19 protein-coding genes are annotated in these 23,952 nt (G+C 39.6%); 15 read left to right on the forward strand and 4 right to left on the reverse strand.

Annotated features, from left to right (window positions below; all coding sequences use genetic code 11):
* Positions 1–7: 7 nt before the first annotated feature.
* Together QT16_RS15085 and QT16_RS15090 are read left to right on the forward strand one after the other, a co-directional pair.
* Positions 8–3,127 carry an efflux RND transporter permease subunit gene (locus QT16_RS15085; RefSeq protein ID WP_039489060.1) on the forward strand — a complete coding sequence of 1,040 codons (3,120 nt, stop codon included), beginning with the start codon at positions 8–10 and terminating at the stop codon, positions 3,125–3,127.
* Between the two features lie 200 nt (positions 3,128–3,327).
* Positions 3,328–3,783, forward strand: a complete 456-nt coding sequence (locus QT16_RS15090) for a hypothetical protein (protein ID WP_002957844.1) — start codon at positions 3,328–3,330, stop codon at positions 3,781–3,783.
* 136 nt (positions 3,784–3,919) lie between these two features.
* Here QT16_RS15090 and QT16_RS15095 read toward each other — a convergent pair whose 3' ends face one another.
* Positions 3,920–4,426: a glycine cleavage system transcriptional repressor gene (locus QT16_RS15095; protein WP_002957843.1), complete on the reverse strand. Its 507-nt coding sequence runs from the start codon at positions 4,424–4,426 to the stop codon at positions 3,920–3,922.
* Between the two features lie 381 nt (positions 4,427–4,807).
* Between QT16_RS15095 and QT16_RS15100 the strand changes: the two genes are divergently transcribed.
* The 7 genes from QT16_RS15100 (at position 4,808) to QT16_RS15130 (ending at position 13,455) form a co-directional block, all read left to right on the forward strand.
* A complete protein-coding gene (locus tag QT16_RS15100; RefSeq protein WP_033020494.1) occupies positions 4,808–7,042 on the forward strand; it encodes an ABC transporter permease subunit in 2,235 nt (744 codons plus the stop codon).
* A 15-nt stretch (positions 7,043–7,057) separates the two neighbouring features.
* Positions 7,058–8,707 (forward strand): phosphate ABC transporter permease PstA, encoded by a 1,650-nt coding sequence (gene pstA, locus QT16_RS15105; RefSeq protein ID WP_002957841.1) that lies wholly within the window; start codon positions 7,058–7,060, stop codon positions 8,705–8,707.
* Between the two features lie 27 nt (positions 8,708–8,734).
* Positions 8,735–9,562, forward strand: coding sequence for a phosphate ABC transporter ATP-binding protein PstB (gene pstB, locus QT16_RS15110; RefSeq protein WP_039489064.1), 828 nt, complete (start codon positions 8,735–8,737; stop codon positions 9,560–9,562).
* Positions 9,563–9,608: 46 nt separating this feature from the next.
* Positions 9,609–10,310, forward strand: a complete 702-nt coding sequence (gene phoU, locus QT16_RS15115) for a phosphate signaling complex protein PhoU (RefSeq protein ID WP_007586465.1) — start codon at positions 9,609–9,611, stop codon at positions 10,308–10,310.
* A 150-nt stretch (positions 10,311–10,460) separates the two neighbouring features.
* Positions 10,461–11,138, forward strand: a complete 678-nt coding sequence (locus tag QT16_RS15120; RefSeq protein ID WP_002957838.1) for a TIGR00153 family protein — start codon at positions 10,461–10,463, stop codon at positions 11,136–11,138.
* A gap of 39 nt (positions 11,139–11,177) precedes the next feature.
* Positions 11,178–12,446, forward strand: coding sequence for an inorganic phosphate transporter (locus tag QT16_RS15125; protein ID WP_039489068.1), 1,269 nt, complete (start codon positions 11,178–11,180; stop codon positions 12,444–12,446).
* A gap of 82 nt (positions 12,447–12,528) precedes the next feature.
* Positions 12,529–13,455 carry a hydrogen peroxide-inducible genes activator gene (locus QT16_RS15130; RefSeq protein ID WP_002957836.1) on the forward strand — a complete coding sequence of 309 codons (927 nt, stop codon included), beginning with the start codon at positions 12,529–12,531 and terminating at the stop codon, positions 13,453–13,455.
* Between the two features lie 18 nt (positions 13,456–13,473).
* On the opposite strand, the gene QT16_RS15135 is transcribed toward QT16_RS15130, so the two are convergent.
* Both QT16_RS15135 and QT16_RS15140 read right to left on the reverse strand, forming a co-directional pair.
* Positions 13,474–13,686, reverse strand: coding sequence for a hypothetical protein (locus tag QT16_RS15135; protein WP_002957835.1), 213 nt, complete (start codon positions 13,684–13,686; stop codon positions 13,474–13,476).
* A gap of 191 nt (positions 13,687–13,877) precedes the next feature.
* Positions 13,878–16,409: a two-component system response regulator gene (locus QT16_RS15140; RefSeq protein ID WP_039489071.1), complete on the reverse strand. Its 2,532-nt coding sequence runs from the start codon at positions 16,407–16,409 to the stop codon at positions 13,878–13,880.
* A 186-nt stretch (positions 16,410–16,595) separates the two neighbouring features.
* On the opposite strand from QT16_RS15140, the gene queA reads away from it, so the two are divergent.
* The 6 genes from queA to QT16_RS15170 all read left to right on the forward strand — a co-directional run bounded on the left by queA (position 16,596) and on the right by QT16_RS15170 (position 23,258).
* Complete coding sequence (gene queA / locus QT16_RS15145) at positions 16,596–17,627, forward strand: tRNA preQ1(34) S-adenosylmethionine ribosyltransferase-isomerase QueA (protein WP_039489073.1); 1,032 nt, start codon at positions 16,596–16,598, stop codon at positions 17,625–17,627.
* Between the two features lie 183 nt (positions 17,628–17,810).
* On the forward strand, positions 17,811–18,938 hold the full coding sequence (gene tgt / locus QT16_RS15150; protein WP_002957831.1) for a tRNA guanosine(34) transglycosylase Tgt: 1,128 nt from the start codon (positions 17,811–17,813) through the stop codon (positions 18,936–18,938).
* Between the two features lie 25 nt (positions 18,939–18,963).
* Positions 18,964–19,299: a preprotein translocase subunit YajC gene (gene yajC, locus QT16_RS15155; protein ID WP_002957830.1), complete on the forward strand. Its 336-nt coding sequence runs from the start codon at positions 18,964–18,966 to the stop codon at positions 19,297–19,299.
* A gap of 19 nt (positions 19,300–19,318) precedes the next feature.
* Positions 19,319–21,178 carry a protein translocase subunit SecD gene (secD, locus tag QT16_RS15160; RefSeq protein WP_002957829.1) on the forward strand — a complete coding sequence of 620 codons (1,860 nt, stop codon included), beginning with the start codon at positions 19,319–19,321 and terminating at the stop codon, positions 21,176–21,178.
* Between the two features lie 9 nt (positions 21,179–21,187).
* Positions 21,188–22,135: a protein translocase subunit SecF gene (secF, locus tag QT16_RS15165; RefSeq protein ID WP_039489075.1), complete on the forward strand. Its 948-nt coding sequence runs from the start codon at positions 21,188–21,190 to the stop codon at positions 22,133–22,135.
* Between the two features lie 313 nt (positions 22,136–22,448).
* Positions 22,449–23,258 (forward strand): substrate-binding periplasmic protein, encoded by an 810-nt coding sequence (locus QT16_RS15170; protein WP_039489077.1) that lies wholly within the window; start codon positions 22,449–22,451, stop codon positions 23,256–23,258.
* 31 nt (positions 23,259–23,289) lie between these two features.
* On the opposite strand, the gene QT16_RS15175 is transcribed toward QT16_RS15170, so the two are convergent.
* A partial coding sequence (locus QT16_RS15175; RefSeq protein WP_039486445.1) for an IS4 family transposase occupies positions 23,290–23,952 on the reverse strand: 663 nt, incomplete at its 5' end.

Consider the following 23,952-nt stretch of genomic DNA (forward strand, 5'->3'; position numbering starts at 1 on the left):
AGCCATTATGATAACTGCCATTATTCGCTGGTCTGTTGGCAATCGCTTTTTTGTGTTGTTGCTTACATTAATTTTACTAGGTGGAGGGTTGTTTGCGATAAAAAATACGCCCGTGGACGCCTTGCCTGACTTATCTGATGTTCAGGTCATTATAAAAACTACTTATCCGGGGCAAGCGCCGCAAGTAGTGCAAGACCAAGTTACATTTCCGCTCACCACTGCAATGCTTTCTGTGCCGGGGGCACAAACTGTAAGGGGGTTTTCGTTTTTTGGTGACTCGTACGTTTACGTTATTTTTGACGAAAAAACTGATTTGTATTGGGCGCGTAGCCGAGTACAAGAATACCTAAGCCAAGTAGCGAGTAGATTACCCGATAGCGCTACGCCAGAGCTTGGTCCTGATGCAACAGGCGTAGGTTGGATTTACTTATACGCACTAATTGATAAAACAAATAAACACGATATTAGTCAGCTACGAAGCTTACAAGATTGGTTTTTAAAGTTTGAGCTACAAACCGTACCAGGAGTCTCTGAAGTGGCTGCTGTTGGTGGCATGGTTAAGCAATATCAAGTTAATGTTGAGCCTGATAAATTACGTGCATATGGTATCCCGCTTAGCCTTATTCAAACGGCGATTCAACAAGGCAACCAAGAGATGGGCGCCTCGGTAGTTGAAATGGCTGAAGCTGAATACATGGTAACAAGCACAGGCTACATTAAAAGTGTTGCCGATTTGGAAGCTATTCCGCTTGGTGTAAACGCTAATGGTACTGCGCTGCAATTGCGTGATGTAGCCGATATTAGAGTCGGGCCGCAAATGCGCCGTGGTATTGCAGAGCTAAATGGCGAAGGCGAGGTAACCGGCGGCATTGTTATTATGCGCTATGGCGAAAATGCACAAAAAACTATTGAGCTGGTAAAAGCAAAATTAGAATCGCTTAAAAAGGGATTACCAGAGGGCGTTGAAATAGTCCCTGTGTACGATCGCTCCAACTTAATTAATAACGCGGTAGATAATCTAACAAGTAAGCTAATTGAAGAGCTGATTGTAGTTGCTTTAGTGTGTGTGGTGTTTTTGTTTCATGTGCGCTCATCGCTGGTGGCGATTATTACATTACCGCTTGGGATTTTAACGGCATTTATAATTATGTATTGGCAGGGGATTAACGCCAATATTATGTCTTTAGGGGGAATTGCAATAGCGATAGGCGCAATGACTGATGGCGCTATCGTCATGATTGAAAATATGCACAAACATATGGAAAAAACGCCACTTACCAACGAAAACCGCTGGGAAGTTGTGGCTAAATCGGCGAGTGAAGTGGGTCCTGCATTATTTTTTAGTTTATTAATTATTACCGTCAGCTTTATGCCGGTATTTATTTTAGAAGCGCAAGAAGGACGTATGTTTGCGCCACTGGCTTACACTAAAACCTATGCTATGGCAGCGTCTGCTGGGCTTGCGATTACCTTAGTGCCGGTATTAATGGGTTACTTTATTAGAGGTAAAGTTATTTCGGAGCAAAAAAATCCAGTTAACCGATTACTCGTCGCAGCGTATCGCCCACTACTTAACTGGGTGCTTAAATTTCCAAAAATGACATTGGTACTCGCGGTGGTTGTTTCTGTTATTGGCTTTTACCCGGTAAACAAAATAGGCAGTGAATTTATTCCGCCACTTGATGAGGGCGATTTAATGTATATGCCCACAACGTATCCTGGTTTATCGGTAGGTAAAGCGCGCGAAATACTACAGCAAACCGACAAGCTAATAGCCACAGTACCTGAGGTTAAAACAGTATTTGGTAAAGTTGGGCGAGCAGAAACTGCAACAGATCCTGCGCCGCTTACAATGATAGAGACGTTTATTCAGTTAAAACCAAAAAACGAATGGCGCGAGGGGATGACTCTTGAAAAACTTAAAAAAGAACTCGACGGTTTGGTTAAGTTTCCGGGGTTGACGAATGCGTGGGTAATGCCAATTAAAACACGTATTGATATGCTCGCAACCGGTATTAAAACTCCCGTGGGCATTAAAGTTGCGGGACCAAAGTTGAGTGAAATTCAAAAAATTGGTCAACAAATAGAAGTGCTTTTAAAAGATGTGCAAGGCACCGCATCGGTTTACTCAGAGCGAGTAGCGGGTGGGCGTTATATAAAAGTAGATATAAATCGTGAAAAAGCGGCGCGTTATAGTTTAAACATTAGCGACGTACAGCAAGTTGTATCTACTGCAATAGGTGGTACAAACGTAACACAAACCGTAGAAGGGCAAGAGCGCTACCCAGTTAATTTACGTTATCCGCAAGCATACAGAGACTCGCCAGAAGAGCTAATGTTGTTACCCATTGTAACGCCTACAGGGCAGCGTATAGCACTTGGTGATGTAGCCGATGTATTTATTGAAGATGGACCGCCTGGTATAAAAAGCGAAAATGCACGTTTAAACGGTTGGAGTTTTATTGATATAGATGGCGTTGATATCGGTACTTACGTTGAGCACGCTCAGCAAGTGCTCGATAAAGACCTAATACTACCTGCTGGCTACTCAATTACGTGGGCTGGGCAGTATGAATACATGCAGCGCGCTAAAGACAAACTGACTTATGTATTACCACTTACATTAGCGATTATTATTGTATTGCTTTATCTTAATTTTAGAAGCTTTGCTGAGGTCACTATTATTATGGCCACGTTGCCACTGGCAATGATTGGTGGCGTATGGCTAATGTATTTAGAGGGCTTTAACTTTTCAGTTGCAGTGGGTGTAGGTTTTATTGCCTTAGCTGGGGTAGCGGTAGAAATTGGGGTCATTATGTTGGTGTATTTAAACCAAGCCTATCAAGAAAAATGCATCGAAGCAGAGCAGGCAGGTAAGCCACTTAGTTTAGTGCAATTACAGCAAGCTATTATTGAAGGTGCAGGGCTTCGAGTACGCCCGGTTATGATGACTGTCGCGACAATTATTATCGGTTTATTACCTGTACTTTATGGCACGGGCACCGGAAGCGAAGTAATGAGTCGAATAGCTGCGCCTATGGTTGGCGGTATGGGTAGTGCAATTGTACTCACCTTACTTGTTATTCCTGCTGTTTACTTGCTGTGGCGCAAACAAGGACTTAAATAATATAAAACAACAAGACGATAGAGCAATGCTGTTACTACTCACGCATTGCTCTATAAAAATTACCTATAATTTGTAAGTTATTCTATTAAATTGCTAATTAATATTCGCTTTAAAATTAACCTTCTGTTTTTAAATGGTTTTTTAATTGGCACGCTTTACGCAATGTAGTACCTATACAGTCAACTAAGTAAGGAATGCACATGCAAGTTAAAACAATTAAAGAGGTATACGATTGGACCGTTTTGTTTCATACGCAAATGGCGGCTAATTTTCATAGCGTAAAGGATTTACTCGATGAACATAATGCAATGCTGGTGGACTACTACCTAAATTACGAAAAAAAACTCGCTGAAGATTTAGTCGGGTTTAAAGCGATAACCGAAATAAATACGCTCGATACGTACTGTTATGAATACTTTGCTAAAAATCCTGAGCTAATTACTTTCGAAGACATTAGTAAAGACCAGCAATTTGATGAGAAAGTTATTCAAGCTTACTTATCAGAGCAGCATCAAAAGGTAATTGAATTATACGAATACTTACTTGAGCGCGCTGAAACTCAAAGTGGCCAAGAAAAGCTGCAACAAATACTAGAGCTGGAAAAGCAAGGTATAAAGCAAATGATGCAAAGTACGAATCGTCATATGGATATGTAGCTTTATAAGATAACCATTTAAAATAGCCGATGCTTGTATCGGCTTATTTTATGTCTGCGTTAAATAACCCGCAGAGGGCTTTGATAGACTGGCTAGAATAATATGCGTGTCAACGTGTGGCACGCACCTAGGGATGTCAAACTTCTTCTGTATCAACAATTAAATCACTTGTTATTGATTCCAATGCTTCAATGACTTCATCTTTATTCATACCATTGGGTAAAGTAACGGTAGCAACAGCACTAAAAATAGGCACCCCCCAATTAGGCGCACTTTGCTGCCTTGAATTTAAATGAGTAATGTTAGCGCCTTTGTGGCGTATTACACTCGCCAACTCTTGAACAATACCTGGGCGATCGTTACCTGTAATAACCAGATTGATTTGTTCTAATGTTGATGGTTCAATTTCTGTGTTTCCGGTTTCAATTCGAACGTCTAACTTAGGTAACTTATTTAAAGCGCTTTGTAATGATTGAAAGTGTTCCTCAGCAACTTCAAGTTGAATAATACCTGCAAAATGACCTAATAAATGGCTTAAGTTACTGCTTAGCCAGTTGCCATGATTTTGTAACACGACGGATGAGATACTCTCTACTAAACCAGGGCGATCTTGCCCTAGAATAGTTATAACCAACTGCTTCATAAATAATTCTCTTTTTAAGCCCAAAGAAAGTAAATGCATAGGCATTAAGTGTATTGTCTAATCTAAATTGTGTGTTGTTGCACTTTTTATAAATCGTTGATTTTAAAATAATAAAAATGAATATGGTTGTGTTGACTATACGTGGTATTAATAGTCATTCTTATTTAGTAAGTACTCTTTTAGTATTGACCTCGATAAATGCTTTGTCCAATTATTTTATAATTTAGTTCACTTAAAAATCATCTATATGAAACTTATTTAGCGATTTTCTTCGCCAGTTTTATTTAAAACCGTTTTAACGTGCTTATTATTACTGCTGTAACATTACTGTCATCTTGATGAAATATAATTTATACAACGTTAAGATTTAAGGGTGTTTTGATGACTTCAAATCCGAATAAACCGACTTTTAATACGGATCGAAGCCGTCTATTTAAAGATCGGTTTGCCAAATTTGGTATAACCGCAGGTGGGATAATGGTATTGGTAGCACTGCTATTAATATTCTTTTACCTTCTTTATGTAGTACAGCCAATTTTTGAATCAGCAAAAGTAGAAAAACGCGATAGCTTTCAGGTCGCTAATTCGCAGCAAATAGCAGGCCTAGGTGTAGAAGAGCAAACTGAAGTTGCTTATTTACTCAGTCAGCAAGGGCAGGTTGATTTTTACAGTGTGCAAGATGGCAGCTTTGGTAAAAAGCTTAAAACATTAAACGCCGAGCTACCAAGTGATGCAACAAGCTTTGCCACTAGCGCGCCTTTTCAAGGGCATTATGCGTTTGGTTTAAAAGATGGCACTGTAATGGTCGTAGCACCTAAATTTTTGGTCACCTTTCCTAATAACGAGCGTAAATTAACGCCCCGTTTAGACTTTCCTCTTGGGGAAATGGCTCTGGAAGTAGATGAACAAGGCGCAGCTATTAAACGCTTTGCATTTAGCCACTATGAAGACAGAACAGCTGTTGTCGCACTTACAGAAGACAAACGGGTGCTGTTTAGCAGTTTTGTTGCTGAAGAGAATATGTTTACTGGCGAAGTTGAGTGGGTTGTTGAGCGCACAGAGCTAGATGTTGAAGGGCGTGTAGATGAGCTATTAATGTCGCCAGATACAACCCGTACTTTTGTACGTTCTGCTAATCAAGTTTATGTATACGATACACGTGACCCAAGTGATGTAGAGCAAATTCAGCTACTTTCAGCTAACGAAGAAAATGCCAATATTGTATCTGCACAATTACTAGCAGGTGCAAACTCATTAATGCTTGCAAATGATAACGGCGAAGTTTCGCAGTGGTTTGAAGTTAACACTGACACTGGCCGCGAATATCAAAAAATACGTTCATTTGAAACGACTAAGCAAAGTAAATTAAATGTATTTACAGAGTTCTACCGTCGTACTTTTTTTACGACCAGCAGTAACGGTGAGCTTGGGGTGTACTACACAACAAGCGAAGCAAAATTATGGCAAGGTAAAGTAAGTGAAGGCGCAATACAAAACTTTGCAATTTCACCGCGTTCAAATGCTGCATTAATTTTAGCGGATAACAAACTAACAGTATTAGAAATACATAACGAGCATCCAGAAGTTACTTGGTCAGCGCTTTGGCAAGAAGTGTGGTACGAAGGTTACCCAGAGCCAGGTTATATATGGCAGTCAACATCAGCCAGTGATGACTTTGAATCTAAGTTTTCATTAGTGCCAATTTCGTTTGGCACATTAAAAGCAGCCCTTTATGCGATGTTATTTGCTGTGCCTATTGCGCTTTCGGCGGCAATTTACACGGCATACTTTATGTCGAGTAAATTACGTAAGGTAGTTAAGCCTACTGTTGAAATAATGGAAGCTTTACCCACCGTTATTTTAGGTTTTTTAGCCGGTCTTTGGTTAGCTCCATTGATAGAAGAGCACTTACCTGCAATTGTTGGGTTACTCATATTATTACCTTTAGGTATGTTAGCGACAGGTTTAGCTTGGACTAAATTACCAACCAAAATTCGTCATCGAATTCCTGAAGGATCTCATTCAATTATCCTTATTCCGGTCGTTTTACTTATTGGCTGGTTTTCGTTTGCGATGAGTGAATTTGTTGAGCTTTGGATGTTTGACGGCAATGTACGTCAGTACTTAACAAATGAGCTGGGCATGACATTCGATCAACGTAACTCGCTTGTTGTAGGTATTGCGATGGGGTTTGCAGTTATTCCAACTATATTCTCAATTGCAGAAGACGCCGTATTTAGTGTTCCAAAGCATTTATCAAATGGCTCATTAGCATTAGGTGCAACACAGTGGCAAACACTAATACGTGTTGTATTACTAACAGCAAGCCCTGGTATTTTCTCTGCGGTAATGATGGGACTTGGCCGCGCCGTTGGCGAAACCATGATTGTACTTATGGCAACGGGTAATACACCAATTATGGATTGGAGCATCTTCCAAGGTATGCGTACGCTTGCAGCAAATATTGCAGTTGAAATGCCTGAGTCAGAAGTAGGTAGTTCGCATTACAGAATATTGTTCTTAGCGGCCTTTGTACTATTCATATTCACATTCATTTTTAACACAGTCGCTGAATTTGTTCGCCAGCAACTGCGTGAAAAATATAGCTCAATGTAAGCGGAGAGACATGACATGGTAAAGCAGTGGTTTAAGTCTGGTTCTCCTTGGATTTGGATGACCGGTGGTGCAGTGAGCATCAGTTTAATTTCAGTTCTAGGCTTATTAGCAATGATAGCCTGGAAAGGATTAAGTTTTTTCTGGCCTTCAGAAGTTGTGCAGTTTGAACTTGAAGGGTCAATTTCAAAACAAACCGTTATTGGCGAAGTTTATGACCGTGAATTAGTACCAAAAACGCGTTTAGCCGCGACAGGTATTGACGTTAGCGGATTTGAAAAAGAAGAAATAGAGCGCTTACTTATTAAAACAGGTAATCGTGAGTATGTAGATTTAGACTTTCGTTGGATATTAGAAACCGACATTAAAAATAAAACAACGCCTGCAACGCTTGCTGTATTTGAGCGTAGTAAAAACGGTAATTTTTATGGTTATGTTGAAAGTGTAATTAAAGATGGTAAACCAGTCGAAGGCGATAAAATTGAAGCTCTACATGAACTTGTAGAGCGTGCCGTGGATTTAAACGACGAAGCACTTGATTTACAAAATGGTGACATTGGGCATATTAACTATGAGCTTGAGCGTCTTCGTTTAAAAGAAAAGGGCTACTTACTAGATAACGCACTCACTGATGAACGTGTTGCTGAGCTTGCTCAAGAGCGTGCTGAATTACGTGCGCAGTATGGTGTACTTGAAAAAGATTTATTTGCACTACGTAAACAAGCTAAACGTGACCACGTAACTGTAAAAGATATGCGCGGTGAAGTAGTTACGATTCCAATGTATCAAGTACTTGATGTTTGGTTTCCAAATGATATGGGCTTTTTTGCAAAGCTAGGGCACTACTTTGTACAGCTAGGTAAGTTTGTATCTGATGACCCACGTGAAGCAAATACAGAGGGCGGTGTTTTCCCTGCTATATTTGGTACTGTGTTTATGGTTATGCTGATGGCTGTAATAGTGACGCCGTTTGGTGTTGTTGCTGCAATTTACTTACACGAGTATGCCGCTAAAAATGCAGTCACTAAGATGATTCGTATTGCGGTGATTAACTTGGCCGGTGTGCCTTCAATTGTGTACGGTGTATTTGGCCTCGGCTTTTTTGTATACATGTTAGGTGGTAGCTTAGACCAATTATTTTACCCTGAAGCGGCACCAACGCCAGTATTTGGTACGCCAGGTGTAATGTGGTCGGCGTTAACGCTTGCTATATTAACTTTGCCAGTTGTTATTGTATCGACTGAAGAGGGCTTATCTCGTATTCCAAGTACCGTACGTGACGGTTCGCTAGCGCTTGGCGCAACAAAGGTTGAAACGTTATGGCGCATAATTATTCCAATGGCAAGCCCTGCAATTATGACTGGTTTAATACTGGCAGTTGCGCGTGCTGCAGGTGAAGTTGCACCATTAATGTTAGTAGGCGTTGTAAAAATGGCCCCTACATTACCACTTGATGGTAACTTCCCGTATTTTCACTTAGATAGAAAGTTCATGCACTTAGGCTTTCATATATACGATGTTGGCTTCCAAAGCCCTAATGTTGAAGCGGCACGTCCGCTGGTATACGCCACTGCCTTTTTATTGGTGTCGGTGATTATTACCCTAAACATAACGGCCATTGGTATACGTAACCATTTACGTGAAAAATTCAGATCGCTTGAACACTAATTAGTAAAGATTTTATAGGTAACAAAAATGATTACAGTCGCTCCACAAGTAAACCAAGCTAATATTGGTCAAAAGTTAGACCTAGAAAATTTAACGGATGATCAAAAAGCGCTAGAGATTAAAGACCTCGATCTTTACTACGGTGATAAGCAGGCGCTTAATAAAGTAAATATGAACATTCCTAAAGGCCAAGTAACTGCGTTTATCGGGCCGTCTGGGTGTGGTAAATCAACATTACTGCGTTGTATTAATCGCATGAATGATTTGGTTGATATTTGCCGTATTGAAGGTGAAATATTACTCCATGGTCAAAATATTTACGATAAGAGCGTAGATGTAGCAGCACTTCGTCGTAATGTAGGCATGGTGTTTCAGCGCCCTAATCCATTTCCTAAATCAATTTATGAAAATGTAGTTTATGGCTTGCGCTTACAAGGCATTAAAGAGAAACGTAAATTAGATGAAGTGGTAGAGCAATCACTTCGTGGTGCTGCTTTGTGGGATGAAGTAAAAGATAGATTGCACGATAGCGCGTTTGGCTTATCGGGTGGTCAGCAACAACGTTTAGTTATAGCTCGCTCAATTGCAATTGAGCCTGAGGTACTTTTACTTGATGAACCAACATCAGCACTCGACCCTATTTCTACTTTGGTAATCGAAGAGCTAATAAACGATTTAAAAAACAAATTTACCGTTGTTATTGTTACACACAACATGCAACAAGCAGCGCGTGTATCTGATCAAACAGCCTTTATGTATATGGGCGAATTGATTGAATACTCAGACACAAATACCTTATTTACTACACCAACGAAGAAAAAGACTGAAGATTACATTATCGGTCGTTACGGTTAATTAGCCCGTTATAGCGTGTTGTACAAGATTAAGAGAGAAGGTAACTATGGAACATAATATTAATAAGCATATTTCTGGGCGCTTTAACCAAGAACTAGAAAATGTACGTAACCATGTATTGAGTATGGGTGGCTTAGTTGAGCAGCAATTAAATAGCGCGCTTGATGCGGTGAGTCGTAACGATGCTGAGCTTGCTCAAAAGGTACGTCAGAACGATTACAAAGTAAATGCAATGGAAGTCAGCATCGATGAAGAATGTACGCGTATCATTGCTCGTCGTCAGCCTGCAGCAAGTGACTTACGTTTAGTGATTGCAATTGCAAAAACTATTGCAGATTTAGAACGTATTGGCGATGAAGCTGAGCGAATTGCTAAAGTTGCACTAGACTCATTTACTAAAGATCAACAAGACTTGCTAGTAAATATTGAGAATATGGGCCGCCAAGTTTTAAAGATGTTACATGATGTACTAGACGCATTTGCACGTATGGATGTGCAGCGCGCATTTCAAGTACATAAAGAAGATGCAAAAGTTGACCGTGAATATGAAGCTATCACACGTCAAATAATGACTTATATGATGGAAGATCCACGCTCAATCCCTAAAATTATGGACTTAGTTTGGTCTGTTCGTTCATTAGAGCGCATAGGGGATCGCTGTCAAAATATTGCGGAATACATTATTTATTTTGTAAATGGCAAAGATATTCGTCATACATCTCAAGAAGATATAGAAAAATCGCTATAATTTTTTACCTATTTTTCTTTTTTATTAAAGCGGCTTAGTGCCGCTTTGTGCATTGCAAGCCTTAGTGAAGTAATAAAAAGCGTTCACAATCTTGGTTAATACTGTAAAATTCATGCTGCAAAGCATATCAATTTGATTAAAGGGTCAGTTATGCCTACAAACGCGTTTTTAGGAGTATTTGCAAAATCTCCTATCAAACCAATGGAAGAACACATCAAGAAGGTTCATCAAGCAAGTAAAGCCTTGATACCTTTTTTTAATCACGTATTTAAAGAAGAGTGGGTACAAGCTGAAGAGCTTCGCATCACTATTCGCAATTTAGAACGTGAAGCTGATGATATGAAAAGAGATATACGCTTACAATTGCCACGTGGTTTATTCATGCCGGTAGAGCGTACAGATCTTCTCGAATTAGTAACTCAACAAGATAAAATTGCCAATAAAGCAAAAGATATTGCAGGACGAGTGATTGGTCGTGAAATGACCATTCCTAAAGTTATGCAAGCTGATTTCTTAGCTTACTTAACCCGTTGTGTAGATGCGACTAAACAAGCATCTAAAGCAATTAACGAATTAGAAGAATTGCTAGAAACGGGTTTTAAAGGTCGAGAAGTCACCTTAGTAGAAAAAATGTTAGTTGAATTGGATGCCATAGAACAAGACACGGACGAAATGCAGATAAAAGTACGCCGCCAGCTACGTGATGTAGAGGGTGAGTTAAACCCAATTGATGTGATGTTTTTATATAAAATCATTGAATGGGTTGGCGAGCTTGCAGATATTGCAGAGCGCGTAGGATCACGTCTTGAGCTGATGTTAGCTCGTTAATTTAAAATCAGTTCAAACACGAAAGATTAAGGTTTTACAATGGATATCATTGCATCTTACGGCACGGTATTAATTTTAATTGCCGCAGCAGTCGGCTTTTTTATGGCTTATGGTATTGGCGCGAACGACGTAGCGAACGCCATGGGTACATCTGTAGGTTCAAAGGCGCTAACAATCAAACAAGCTATTTTTATAGCGATGATTTTTGAATTTGCAGGCGCCTATTTAGCAGGTGGTGAGGTTACATCAACAATTCGTAAAGGAATTATTGATGCAGCACCATTTGCAGATATTCCGGAATTAATGGTTCTGGGTATGATTTCGTCTTTATTTGCAGCCGGTGCTTGGTTATTAATGGCCTTGTTCTTAGGTTGGCCTGTATCTACAACTCACTCAATCATTGGTGCAATCATAGGTTTTGCGTTAGTTGCAGTAGGTACTGAGGCGATTCAATGGGATAAAGTAGGTGGTATTGTAGGTAGTTGGATTATAACACCTGCCATATCAGGCTTTATTGCATACTTAATATTCATGAGTGCACAAAAACTTATTTTCAATACAGATGCACCACTAAAAAATGCTAAACGTTATGTCCCTCTTTATATGGGCTTAGCAGGTTTTATCATGGCATTGGTTACAATTAAAAAGGGCTTAAAGCACGTTGGTATAGACCTAGGCTCAGCTGAAGGCTATGCACTGTCAGTAGGTGTTGCAATAGTTGTTGCTGTGATTGGTAAAATTGCCATATCTCGCTTAAATATTGATCCAAAAGCAGATAAACAAATGCAGTTCAACAATGTTGAAAAAGTATTTGCTGTTCTTATGGTACTAACAGCATGTTGTATGGCATTTGCACATGGTTCTAATGACGTTGCTAATGCAATTGGTCCACTAGCAGCTGTTGTAAACATTGTTGAAAACAATGGTGAAATTGCTAAAAAAGCAGCTATTGCTTGGTGGATTCTACCTCTAGGTGGTTTTGGTATTGTTGCTGGTCTTGCTATTTTAGGCAAAAAAGTAATCAAAACAATCGGTGAAGGTATTACACATTTAACACCTAGCCGTGGTTTTGCTGCTGAACTAGCTGCTGCTTCTACCGTTGTTATTGCCTCAGGTACTGGTATGCCAATCTCTACTACTCAAACCCTAGTGGGTGCGGTATTAGGTGTAGGTATGGCACGTGGAATTGGCGCGCTTAACATGGGTGTTATCAGAAACATTGTAGTTTCTTGGGTAATTACATTGCCAGTTGGCGCTGCCCTTGCTATTGTTATTTTCTACGTACTAAGAACCGCATTTGGGGTTTAATAAAAAAGTACTCAAAGACTTTTAGCTTGAAAAGATCTCAATGCCCTAGGTGTTGGGGTCTTTTTATTTGTGGAAAGAAAAAATGACTAACCTTCCAAGTATTAAACAACTACAGTATTTATTAGCTGTTCATCAACATCAGCACTTTGGCAGAGCCGCTAGTGCCTGCTTTATAGGACAATCTACTTTAAGTAGCGCTATTCAAAATCTTGAAGAAACACTAGGCTGTCAGCTAATTGAGCGTGAAAATCGCAGCCTTATGTTTACCAGTATTGGTGAAGAAGTTGTTGAGCGTTCTCGTAAAATAATTAACGATACAATTAGTTTAAAAGAGCTTACAAAAAGCTTTTTAACACCACTAAGTGGTAAGCTGACTGTGGGTGTTATACCTACAATTGCAAGCTTTATAGCGGCTCCGCTTTATCATTTTTGTAAAGAAACCTTTTGTGATTTAGAGCTGGTATTAATTGAAGATACGAGTGACAAGCTACTGGATAAACTTGAACATGGGCATATTGATTTAGCGCTACTTGCACTGCCGTACGAAACAGATAAATTTCATACACAAGTATTGGCAAAAGATCAGTTTAGTTTAGTGCACCATAAGGATTACAGCGCTGCAAAGGGCGTAGTCGACTTTAATCTATTACCAGAGGCTAGCGTATTCTTATTAGAGCGCGAGCACTGCATGACGGGCCATGCGCTTAGTGCATGTCATTTAAACCGTGCCAGTTGTATTAACCCATTTGAAGCTGCAAGCTTACATACTCTATTAAGCATGGTTGAGCATCAGCTCGGGGTGACTTTTTTACCACAGATGGCGATTAATGCGGGTATTTTAGATAATAAAAATATGGTGGCTACACCATCACAAAGTGATGCATATAGAGATATTGGTATCTTGTGGCGTAAAACTACGGGCCGAATTCGAGACTTTAGGCTATTTAGCCAACAGCTTGAGGTGTTTTTAAAGCGTCAATGTAGTTTAGATTTTTCTAAAGCAGAATAATAAGTGAACTAAAGCAGCCTACAAAGGCTGCTTTTGATTTTGAAGATGACTTTCAAAAGGCTCAAGTTCAGGTAAAAATAATAAATAAATCCATACCACCAAGTTAAAGTAAGGCACGCAGCCTAATACAGTAAAAACCTTAACTGGGTAGCCTTTAATATTCGCGTAGCGGTAGCACTGATACGCGATTGCAAAATGTATAATCAGTAATAACATAACTAGTTGTGTCATACCTTCTTCCTTAAAAGCTTAAATAGCTTTGAAACCCACTATAAATATCGGTACTACGCCGCCAAAAGGTAATGTCATGTTTTTAAAGTGAAATACATAAAAAGTCACGACATTTTTTATTTGATGCTGAAAGTATAGGCAAGAAAGGTAATATTGGTAGTAATAAAATGATTAAAATTGTTTAATTTTGTTTATTTTGGGCTAGCTTGTTGTTGGTAAAACGTTTTATTTTTAGAAATTTTTTCGAGTTCATCTTTTACTTTTTCAACAGGTATTGGGCGTGCAATAAAGTAGCCTTGCCCATAATCAACACCAATTTCTTTTAGTGCAAAAAATATCTCTTCGTTTTCAACGTACTCAGCTACAGAGCGCTTATCGAGAGACCGACTAATATCATTTATTGCTTTTACTAACGCTAAATCTATAGGGTCATTGAGCATATCACTGACAAATGAGCCGTCAATTTTCACATGCTGTGCTGGTAGCTGTTTTAAATAATTAAATGTACTAAATCCAGTTCCAAAATCATCGATAGAAAAATGACAGCCTAAGCTATTAAGCTTCTCAATCATTTTACGAGTGGCCTTTAGGTTATTAATACTCGCAGATTCAGTTATTTCAAAAATTATCCGCGAAGCAGGCACGTTATACTTTTCAAGGTTTGATTCAATTAATGGCAATAAGCGTTCATCTAAGAACGATTGTGCAGACAAATTGATAGCAACTTGGTTTAACTCTGGGTGCTTAGATACACAAGCAATAGCATTACGTATAACGCATTGATCCATCAAAAATGTGTCGTTAAGCATTTCTAAAGAGGGAATAAACTGATTTGGGTATACGAGTTCACCTTTTAGTTTTAAGCGTAAAAGCGCTTCAAAATAAGCAACTTTACACTCTTTAAAATCCCAAATAGGTTGGTAATGTAGTTCAATATTATCTTGCTGTAGTGCTTGGCGAATTTCGTGGCCCCATTCAAGCCCTGTTTGTAGTGTATTGTTTTGAGCATCTTCTTTTGAATAGCAATGTACTAAGTTACGCCCTAGGTTTTTGGCAATATACAAAGCAATATCGGCTTGTTTTAAACACTCATTAGGGTCGTTATTTTGTGTCGTGATTTGAGTTAAACCAATAGAGCAGCTAATAGTGTATATCTGATCTTCTGATTTAAAAGCATGTTTTTCTATCGCACTACACACACCTTCTGCAATAAGGTGTGCATCCAGTAAATTCATATTAGTAAGTATGACTGCAAATTCATCCCCACCAATTCTGCATACCAGGTGATCGTCGCCAATATTTGCTTTAAATAATTGCGCCACTTCTTTTAAAACTATATCGCCCTGATGATGGCCTTTACTGTCGTTTATTATTTTAAAGTGATCGAGGTCAATATAAATAACAGCATGCTCTATGCCATCATAGGTGTATTTATCTTGGCATATTTTATTAAGCTGTTGATCAAAATAATAACGATTATGTAAACCAGTTAATGGGTCATGGTGTGCTAAATGACGTAGTTGAATCTCAGCTTGCTTTCGTTCGTGTATATTGTCGATAGTTGCGGTTATAGTCGCGTTATTACGACTATTTTTTATTAGCTGCAATCTGCATTCAACCCAAATTAAATTGCCATTTTTGTGGGTTAACTTTACTTCTATTTGTTGCTGTTGCTCGCCACCATGTAAAATATCGTTGATAGTGTAGTCAAGCCTTCCTTTATCTTCGTTATTACAATAAGCGCTTAATGGGTTTTGTAGTGATGATTTAACACCAAAACCGCTTAATGTTTCCCATGCGGGGTTAATAAAACGAATATTACCTTGCTGATCGAGCTCTAAAACAACTGTATTTAAGTGCAATAAAATACGCTGATGAGCTGAAAATAACTCTTTGTAACGCACTTCGCTCACGCTTAATTGTTCTACTTTGTAAGCAAATTCAGCATAACTCACCATAAAATCTTCACGCCGTGCGGCGTGGTCACACACTTTGTTTAAAAATGAAGGATCGTAAGGGGCTCTAATAAAGTCGGTAACACCCGAAAGCAAAAGCTGCTCAGCGTAATCGGCATCGTCACTTTCTATAATTGTAACAATAGCTTGTTTAGAATTGTGCTGGAGGATTTCTTCAACGAGTACACTCGAGCTCTCTGCACTTGATGTAGTGGCATCGAGTAGCACAATTGAAAACTGCTGTTGGTTATAAGCGTTAAGTGCCGCTTTAGCTGAAGTTACGTGAGTGATAGCAAAGTTTAACTTTAACTGTTCACTTATTTTGTCGGCCGTATTTTGAAGTGGCTCTAATAATAATAAGTTTAGCCGGCTACTTTTTTCTAAGTGAGTAGATAAAACATTCGCAAGTACTTGAGGGAGCATATCTTTGTGCTCAAACGGTAGTACAGCATCTATCCCATAGCTTCGGGCTGTTGTTTCGGCAATCCGCTCACAGTAAATTGGCGGAATAAGTAAGATTGGTGTGTTTTTTGGTGTTTTTAATAACCCTGAGCGGATCATCCTAGAAAAGCGCCAGCCATCAATTTTACCAACATTAATGCCCGTTATTATAATATCAACAGGGTGTTGTTTTAAAAGCTTTAAAGCTTGTTGGCTGTCTTGGGCATCAATAAAGGTAAATACATTTAAGCTCTCTAAAGTGCCCTTAATCGCGCGACGTTCAGCACTACTTGCGTTTAATATTAGCAATTTAAGCTGGTTTGGCACGAGTTGAACACCCCTAATATAACTTATAATAATTTAGCCGAACAAGAATAGTGACATTTAACCATAAGAACAAGAGAATTTAATGGCAAACACGCAAACAGACATTATAAGTTTGGCTGATTTCTTGAGCTTAATATCCGATACATATACACTTGGCGCGATTTTAAATGATGTGGATTACTAATTATGCGCGTGGCTGACTTTAGCTTTGACTTACCTGATGAATTAATAGCTCGTTTTCCTAAAGCGGACAGAACCAGCAGCCGTCTACTCACTTTAGATGGCCCAAGCGGAACTTTAGAACATAAAGTGTTTAGCGATATACTTGATTTAGTAAACGAAGGCGATTTATTGGTCTTTAACAATACACGCGTTATTCCAGCACGTATGTTTGGTCAAAAAGCTTCAGGCGGAAAAGTTGAAGTACTTGTAGAGCGGGTATTAGATGAGCATCGCGTACTTGCGCATGTACGGGCAAGTAAGTCGCTTAAGGTCGGTAACGAAGTTATTTTAGAAGGCAAAGCCAAGGCAATAATGGTTGCACGCCACGATACTTTATTTGAGCTTGAGTTCGATCATAGCCAAAACGTGTTAGATATACTTAATGATATTGGCCATATGCCACTGCCTCCTTATATTGACCGACCTGATACCGATGCTGACCGTGAGCGTTATCAAACTGTTTATGGTGAAAAACCAGGTGCAGTTGCAGCACCAACTGCAGGTCTACATTTTGACGATAAGTTAATGACAGCACTCAAAGGTAAAGGTGTAAACATGGCTTTTGTTACGCTACACGTTGGCGCTGGTACTTTTCAGCCGGTACGAGTTGATAGTGTTGATGAGCATGTAATGCACTCAGAATACATAGAAGTACCTGATGACGTAGTTGCAGCTGTTGCGCAAACTAAAGCAAATGGTGGGCGTGTAATTGCGGTAGGCACAACTTCAGTTCGCTCATTAGAGTCGGCTGCTAAAGTTCACGGCGGCAAGTTAGATACGTATTTTGGTGATACCGATATATTTATTTTTCCGGGTTATCAATTTAATGTTGTTGATGCCATGGTCACAAATTTTCACTTACCAGAATCAACGCTTATAATGTTAGTCAGCGCATTTAGCGGCCAAGACAATATTATGGGCGCTTACAATACTGCAATAGAGCAGCAGTACCGCTTTTTTAGTTATGGCGACGCCATGTTTTTAACACGTAAGTAACAAAATATTGTTTAATACTCAGTAGAATATATTAAAACCCCCAGCTTAGTTGCTGGGGTTTTTGTTTGCGGCAATTGGCGAAACTGAATTTATCGCAGCTAATAGTATTAGTGAGGCAAAAAGGGTAGAATCAGGCGGTTAAATTATAGCTTGTTGGACTGTTTTTCCGACATTGAGGATGATATGAAATTTGAATTAGATTGTACTGACGGAAAAGCGCGCCGCGGCCGCTTAATTTTTGACCGTGGTGTAATAGAAACACCTGCTTTTATGCCTGTTGGTACTTACGGTACTGTAAAAGGTATGACGCCAGATGAAGTTAAAGCCACTGGTGCGCAAATATGTTTAGGTAATACCTTTCATTTAATGCTTCGCCCAGGTACTGAGATCATTAAACAACATGGTGATTTACACGACTTTATGAATTGGGACTTCCCAATTTTAACTGACTCAGGCGGTTTTCAAGTATTTAGCTTAGGCGCAATGCGCAAAATCACTGAAGAAGGCGTTTTATTTCAATCTCCAGTAAATGGTGATGAAATTATGATGTCGCCTGAAAAGTCGATGGAAGTACAGCGTGACTTAGGTTCAGACATCGTTATGATTTTTGACGAGTGTACGCCATACCCAGCGACTGAAAAAGAAGCTAAAGATTCTATGGAGTTATCTCTTCGTTGGGCTAAGCGCTCAAAAGAAGGGCATGGCGATAATCCATCTGCTTTATTTGGTATTATCCAAGGTGGTATGTACCCAGAATTACGTGCACAATCACAAGCTGGTCTTGAAGAAATTGGTTTTGACGGTTATGCATTAGGCGGCCTATCAGTAGGTGAGCCTAAAAACGAAATGATGAATATCCTTGATCATTGTGCGTTTAAAATGCCAGAAGACAAGCCTCGTTACCTTATGGGTGTAGGCAAGCCAGAAGACTTAGTTGAGTCGGTTCGCCGTGGTATTGATATGTTTGACTGTGTTATGCCAACACGTAATGCGCGTAACGGCCATTTATTTATTACCACGGGTGTAGTAAAAATACGTAACGCAGTGCATAAAACAGATACAGGGCCACTTGACCCTGAGTGTGATTGCCATACGTGTAAAAACTATTCACGAGCTTATTTGCATCACCTTGATAAATGTAACGAAATTTTAGGTGCGCGACTAAACACAATTCATAACTTACGTTACTATCAACGTGTTATGGAAGGTTTACGTAATGCAATTAGCGAAGGTAAATTAGAAGAATTTGTACAAGATTTTTATGCTCGCCGAGGCCAAGATGTGCCAGAGTTAGCAGATATAAAAAATTAAACTTTAAAATTAAAGAGGAAGTATCATGAGTTTATTTATTTCAAATGCACACGCAGCAGCTGGTCAACCTGCGGCAGGCGGTGGTTGGGAAATGCTAATAATGTTAGCTATTTTCGGTTTGGTTTTTTACTTTTTAATCTACCGCCCACAAGCTAAGCGCGTTAAAGAGCACAAAAGCCTAATGAGTATGATGGCTAAAGGTGATGAAGTACTTACCCAAGGCGGTTTAGTGGGCAAAATTGTGAAAATTTCTGAAGAGAAAGATTTCATAGTTATCTCTTTAAACGAGCAAGCAGAAGTTACAGTACAAAAATCTGCAGTATCTGCAGTATTGCCAAAAGGCACAATGAAGTCGCTATAAAAATAATAAGGACGACCCCGTGTTAAACAAGTTTCCAGTTTGGAAGTATTTACTTGTTTTAGCTGTGGTAGCCATTGGCCTTTTATATGCCTCTCCAAACTTGTATGGTCGCGATCCGGCCATACAAGTTTCAGGTGCTAAAGGCGCTGATGTCGATCTCAGTGTTGTAGACAAAGTAAACGCAATCCTTAAAACAAATAATGTAACCGCTAAATCGACAATACTTGAAGATGGACAAATTTTAGTTCGTTTAAAAAATGTTGAAGAGCAACTTAAAGCGCATGACTTACTTCGTGATTCGCTGAGCGATGATTACATTTCTGCTATTAATATGGCACCTGCTCAACCAGCTTGGTTAAAAGCGGTTGGTGGTAACCCTATGAAGCTAGGTCTTGATTTAAGTGGTGGCGTACATTTCACCATGGAAATCGACATGGCAACAGCGGTTGATAACCAGCTTGAGCAAATGGAACAAGATTTTCGCAGTGACCTGCGCGAAGAAAAACTACGTTATCGTAGTGTTCGCCGCGTAGCAGGCTCCGATCGTATGCGTGTAGAAATGCGTACCGAAGAAGACAAAAATGCTGCAGAGAGTTTCTTAGAAACTCGCTACCCGCTAAATGTCTACATTGATGACAGCAGTAACGATAAAGCATTTTTTGCGACAATGAGTGAGCAAAAACTCAAAGAGATTCGTGACTACGCTATCAAGCAAAATGAAACGATTATTCGTAACCGTATCAACCAAATTGGTGTTGCAGAGCCTAACGTACAACGCCAAGGCGCTGAGCGTATTATTGTTCAACTACCAGGCATTCAAGATACTGCACGTGCTAAAGAAATTTTAGGCGCGACAGCAACACTTGAATTTCGTGAAGTAGACGAAAACGCAGATATTAGCGCTGCTGCCCAAGGTCGTATCCCAGCGGGTACTGAAATGATCATGAGCCGCGATGGTTACCCTGTTGTACTTAAAAAGCGTATTATTTTAGAGGGCAGCCATATTACGGGCGCGCAATCTGGCGCTGATGAATACCAACGTCCGCAAGTAAGTATTACGTTAGATAGCAAAGGTGGGGCAAAAATGAATGCCTTTACCAAGCGTGCTATTGGTAAGCGTATGGCAACGGTATTTATTGAGTACAAGCCATCGGGTAAAAAAGATGCAGACGGTAAAGCGCTTCCGCCTATTAAGGTTGAAGAAGTTATTAACGTAGCAACGATTCAAGCCCGTCTTGATCGCTCGTTCCGTATTACCGGCATTGATAACCCAGCAGAAGCACATAACTTAAGCTTACTACTTCGTGCTGGTGCACTTGTAGCGCCAATTCAAATTGTTGAAGAGCGCACAGTAGGTCCAAGCTTAGGACAAGAAAATATTGAAGCGGGTATGACTGCGGTTGCACTTGGCTTTGCGTTTGTACTTGTATTTATGCTTGTGTACTACAAAGGTTTTGGTATGGTTGCAAACCTTGCGCTTGCGGCTAACTTAGTACTAATTGTAGGTGTTATGTCTTTAATTCCGGGCGCTACACTTACGCTACCTGGTATTGCCGGTATTGTATTAACGGTAGGTATGGCGGTTGATGCTAACGTACTTATTTTTGAACGTATTCGTGAAGAGCTGGCCGATGGCCGTAGCCCTCAACAAGCGATTCATTTTGGTTACGATAGCGCATTTAGTACTATATTTGATGCCAACATCACGACACTAATTGCTGCCATTATACTGTTTGCAGTGGGCACTGGTCCGATTGCGGGCTTTGCAGTGACACTTGCGATTGGTATTTTAACTTCAATGTTTACAGCCATCGTTGGTACCCGTGCGGTAATCAACTTATTTGTTGGTGGTAAACGCATTGATAAACTTTCGATTTAAGGAGCAGACATGCAAATTTTAAGTTTGGGTAGTAGAACCCTTCGTTTCATGTCTCTTCGAAAAGTGGCTATGGGTTTCTCGACGCTACTAATTTTAGCGTCGTTTGTATCAATTTTTATCAAAGGCCTAAACTTTGGTTTAGATTTTACCGGCGGTACTGCGGTAGAAGTGGGTTTTTCACAACCGGCTGACCTTAAAAAAGTACGTGATGCACTAGCTGATAATGGTTTTGCTGATGCATCAGTGCAGCTATTTGGTTCAAGTCAAGAAATTTTAGTTCGCTTAGCACCACGCGGTAGCGATGTAAAAGCTGAAGTAATTGGTAACCAAGTAATCGATGCACTTAAAAAAGCAGACGACAGCGTAGTAATGCGCCGTATTGAATTTGTAGGCCCAAGTGTAGGTGAAGACTTAAAAGAGCAGGGTGGCCTTGCCATGTTAACTGCGCTTATTTGTATCTTAATCTACGTTGCGTTTCGTTTTGAATGGCGCTTTGCAGTAGGTGCGGTAGGTGCACTACTACACGATGTTATCATTACTGTGGGTTTATTTTCGGTATTAGGTTTAGAGTTTGATTTAACTATATTAGCGGCAATTCTTGCGGTAATTGGTTATTCACTCAATGATACGATTGTTGTATCAGACCGTATACGTGAAAACTTCCGTAAGGTACGCATTGACGATACGATAGAAATTATTGATATTTCACTTACGCAAACACTTAACCGTACACTTGTAACATCAATCACGACTATTTTAGTATTGATTGCCTTGTTTGCATGGGGCGGACAAACCATTCATGGTTTTGCAACTGCATTACTGTTTGGTGTGTTTATTGGTACTTATTCTTCGATTTATGTTGCAAGCTCTGTTGCTATAGCAATGGGCGTAAGCAAAGAAGATTTAATACCTGAAGTGATAGAAAAAGAAGGCGCAGACCAAGACGCTATGCCGTAATGGTTTTGTAACTACTTTAAAAACCGCTCATTGAGCGGTTTTTTATTGCCTGTAATATATTTATGCTCACGATTGTTTTAGCTTTACTGTGCAAGTATGAATAAACAGTGCTAACTTTGTAGAGCACGCCATGAGTGTAACGTCGTACTATGTATTTAAGATAAGTATTAATAGCGCGGTTATTAATAAGTACAGTTACATAATATCGCCATCTTTTATTTAGGCGCTGGAAGCTGTTTAGCTTAAATAACGCGATAATTTAAACTATCAATAATAACTATTAAAACTACCGATAATAACTAGGGTGATAATTATGTTGCCATTAAAGTATTTGATTAACGTAGTAAGTTTGTTTGTATGCAGCGCTTTAGCGAGTGAGGTAAATATCGTAAATGTAGCGCAGGAGCAGCGTGTGCAATATGCTCGTGATGACTACCTTAACGAGCTATTAGAAAAAGCATTGGTGAGCGCACAATACCCTGCAGAGATTAACCCCGTTTTAATTCATCCCCATCAACAACGTACTTTAATAGCACTAGATACAAAAAATTTAGATTTATACTGGAGTATGAGCAGCCCCGAAAGAGAGTCTTTAGCTATTGCGATTAAAATCCCATTATTTAAAGGCTACATAGGTAAAAGGGCACTATTAACAAGTAAGAACAGCATTGCTAGATTTAAAGGTATTACTAGCTTAGAGCAGTTAGGCAGGCTTTCTGCGGTGCAAGGTCATGATTGGCCTGATACAAAAATAATGGCGTTTAATGGCCTGCATATAAGGCCGTTTGCAAATTATCAGGCTATGTTTGCCTTAACAAGTGCAGGGCGTATTGATTACTTCCCACGTTCATTTATCGAGGTTAATTCAGAGCTAGCGGCAAATAAACAAAGTAACCTAGTGATAGTACCTAATTTATATATGAGTTATCCAACAGGGTTTTATTATTTTGTATCAAATAGTAAGCCAGAGCTTGCAGTGGCAATTAAAAAAGGGCTTGGGATAATGCAAGAAAATGGCGAGTTTGATGCTTTATTTGATGAATATTTCGCAAAAGATTTAAACTCGTTACCTTACGAAAAAGGTAAAACAGTAGAGTTGAAGCTCGATAACCCTTATTTTTAGGCACAAAAAAGGAGCCTGGGCTTAATGCCAGTCAGTTAAGCTGACTGGCATCTTTCTTTTTATGGGGATACTTAGATGGTTTTGGCTTAACCCATCGGGGATATCTTCTATCCTCTCGTCTAGCTGGCAGCTTAAATAAGACCAGTGTATCGAGTAAGTGCTGCCAGTGTATTGGAATGTTCCCTGGGCTCATTATAGATACTGACGAGAAATACTGAATGACAGCCATCGAACTGCTAGAGAAACTAAGCTGGTTAGGCCATATCCCTGTGACTGTCGCCGCCATCGTCATTATTCTTCGTATTAAATTATAGGCGAGTAACACGGCCCATAGCTCCTGACGCACCATGTCTGGACGCTTACTTCTTAAATGGTATGCGCTATCAAGCATGGTTTGTTTGATTTCTCTAAACCCAAGTTCTATCTCCCAACGATGACAATATAATTCAACAATTTCATTACCTGGATAACGCAATCTATCCGTCATCGAGGTTAATATACGGTAGCTTTTGCCCTTTATTGTTTTGCTGATTAATCTCGCTTTAATCGTTTCAGGAACATCGGGAAAGTTTTTTTGTGCATGCTTTGTGGTTTTCAATTCAATGATATGGTCATTTTTACCCGCGCTGGAGATGATTTCATACTGTAAGTCGGGCCTTGCTGGTATCAGCCAGTGCCTCATCTCCCCAGTTTG

It is taken from the genome of Pseudoalteromonas distincta (assembly GCF_000814675.1).
GTDB lineage: Bacteria > Pseudomonadota > Gammaproteobacteria > Enterobacterales > Alteromonadaceae > Pseudoalteromonas > Pseudoalteromonas distincta.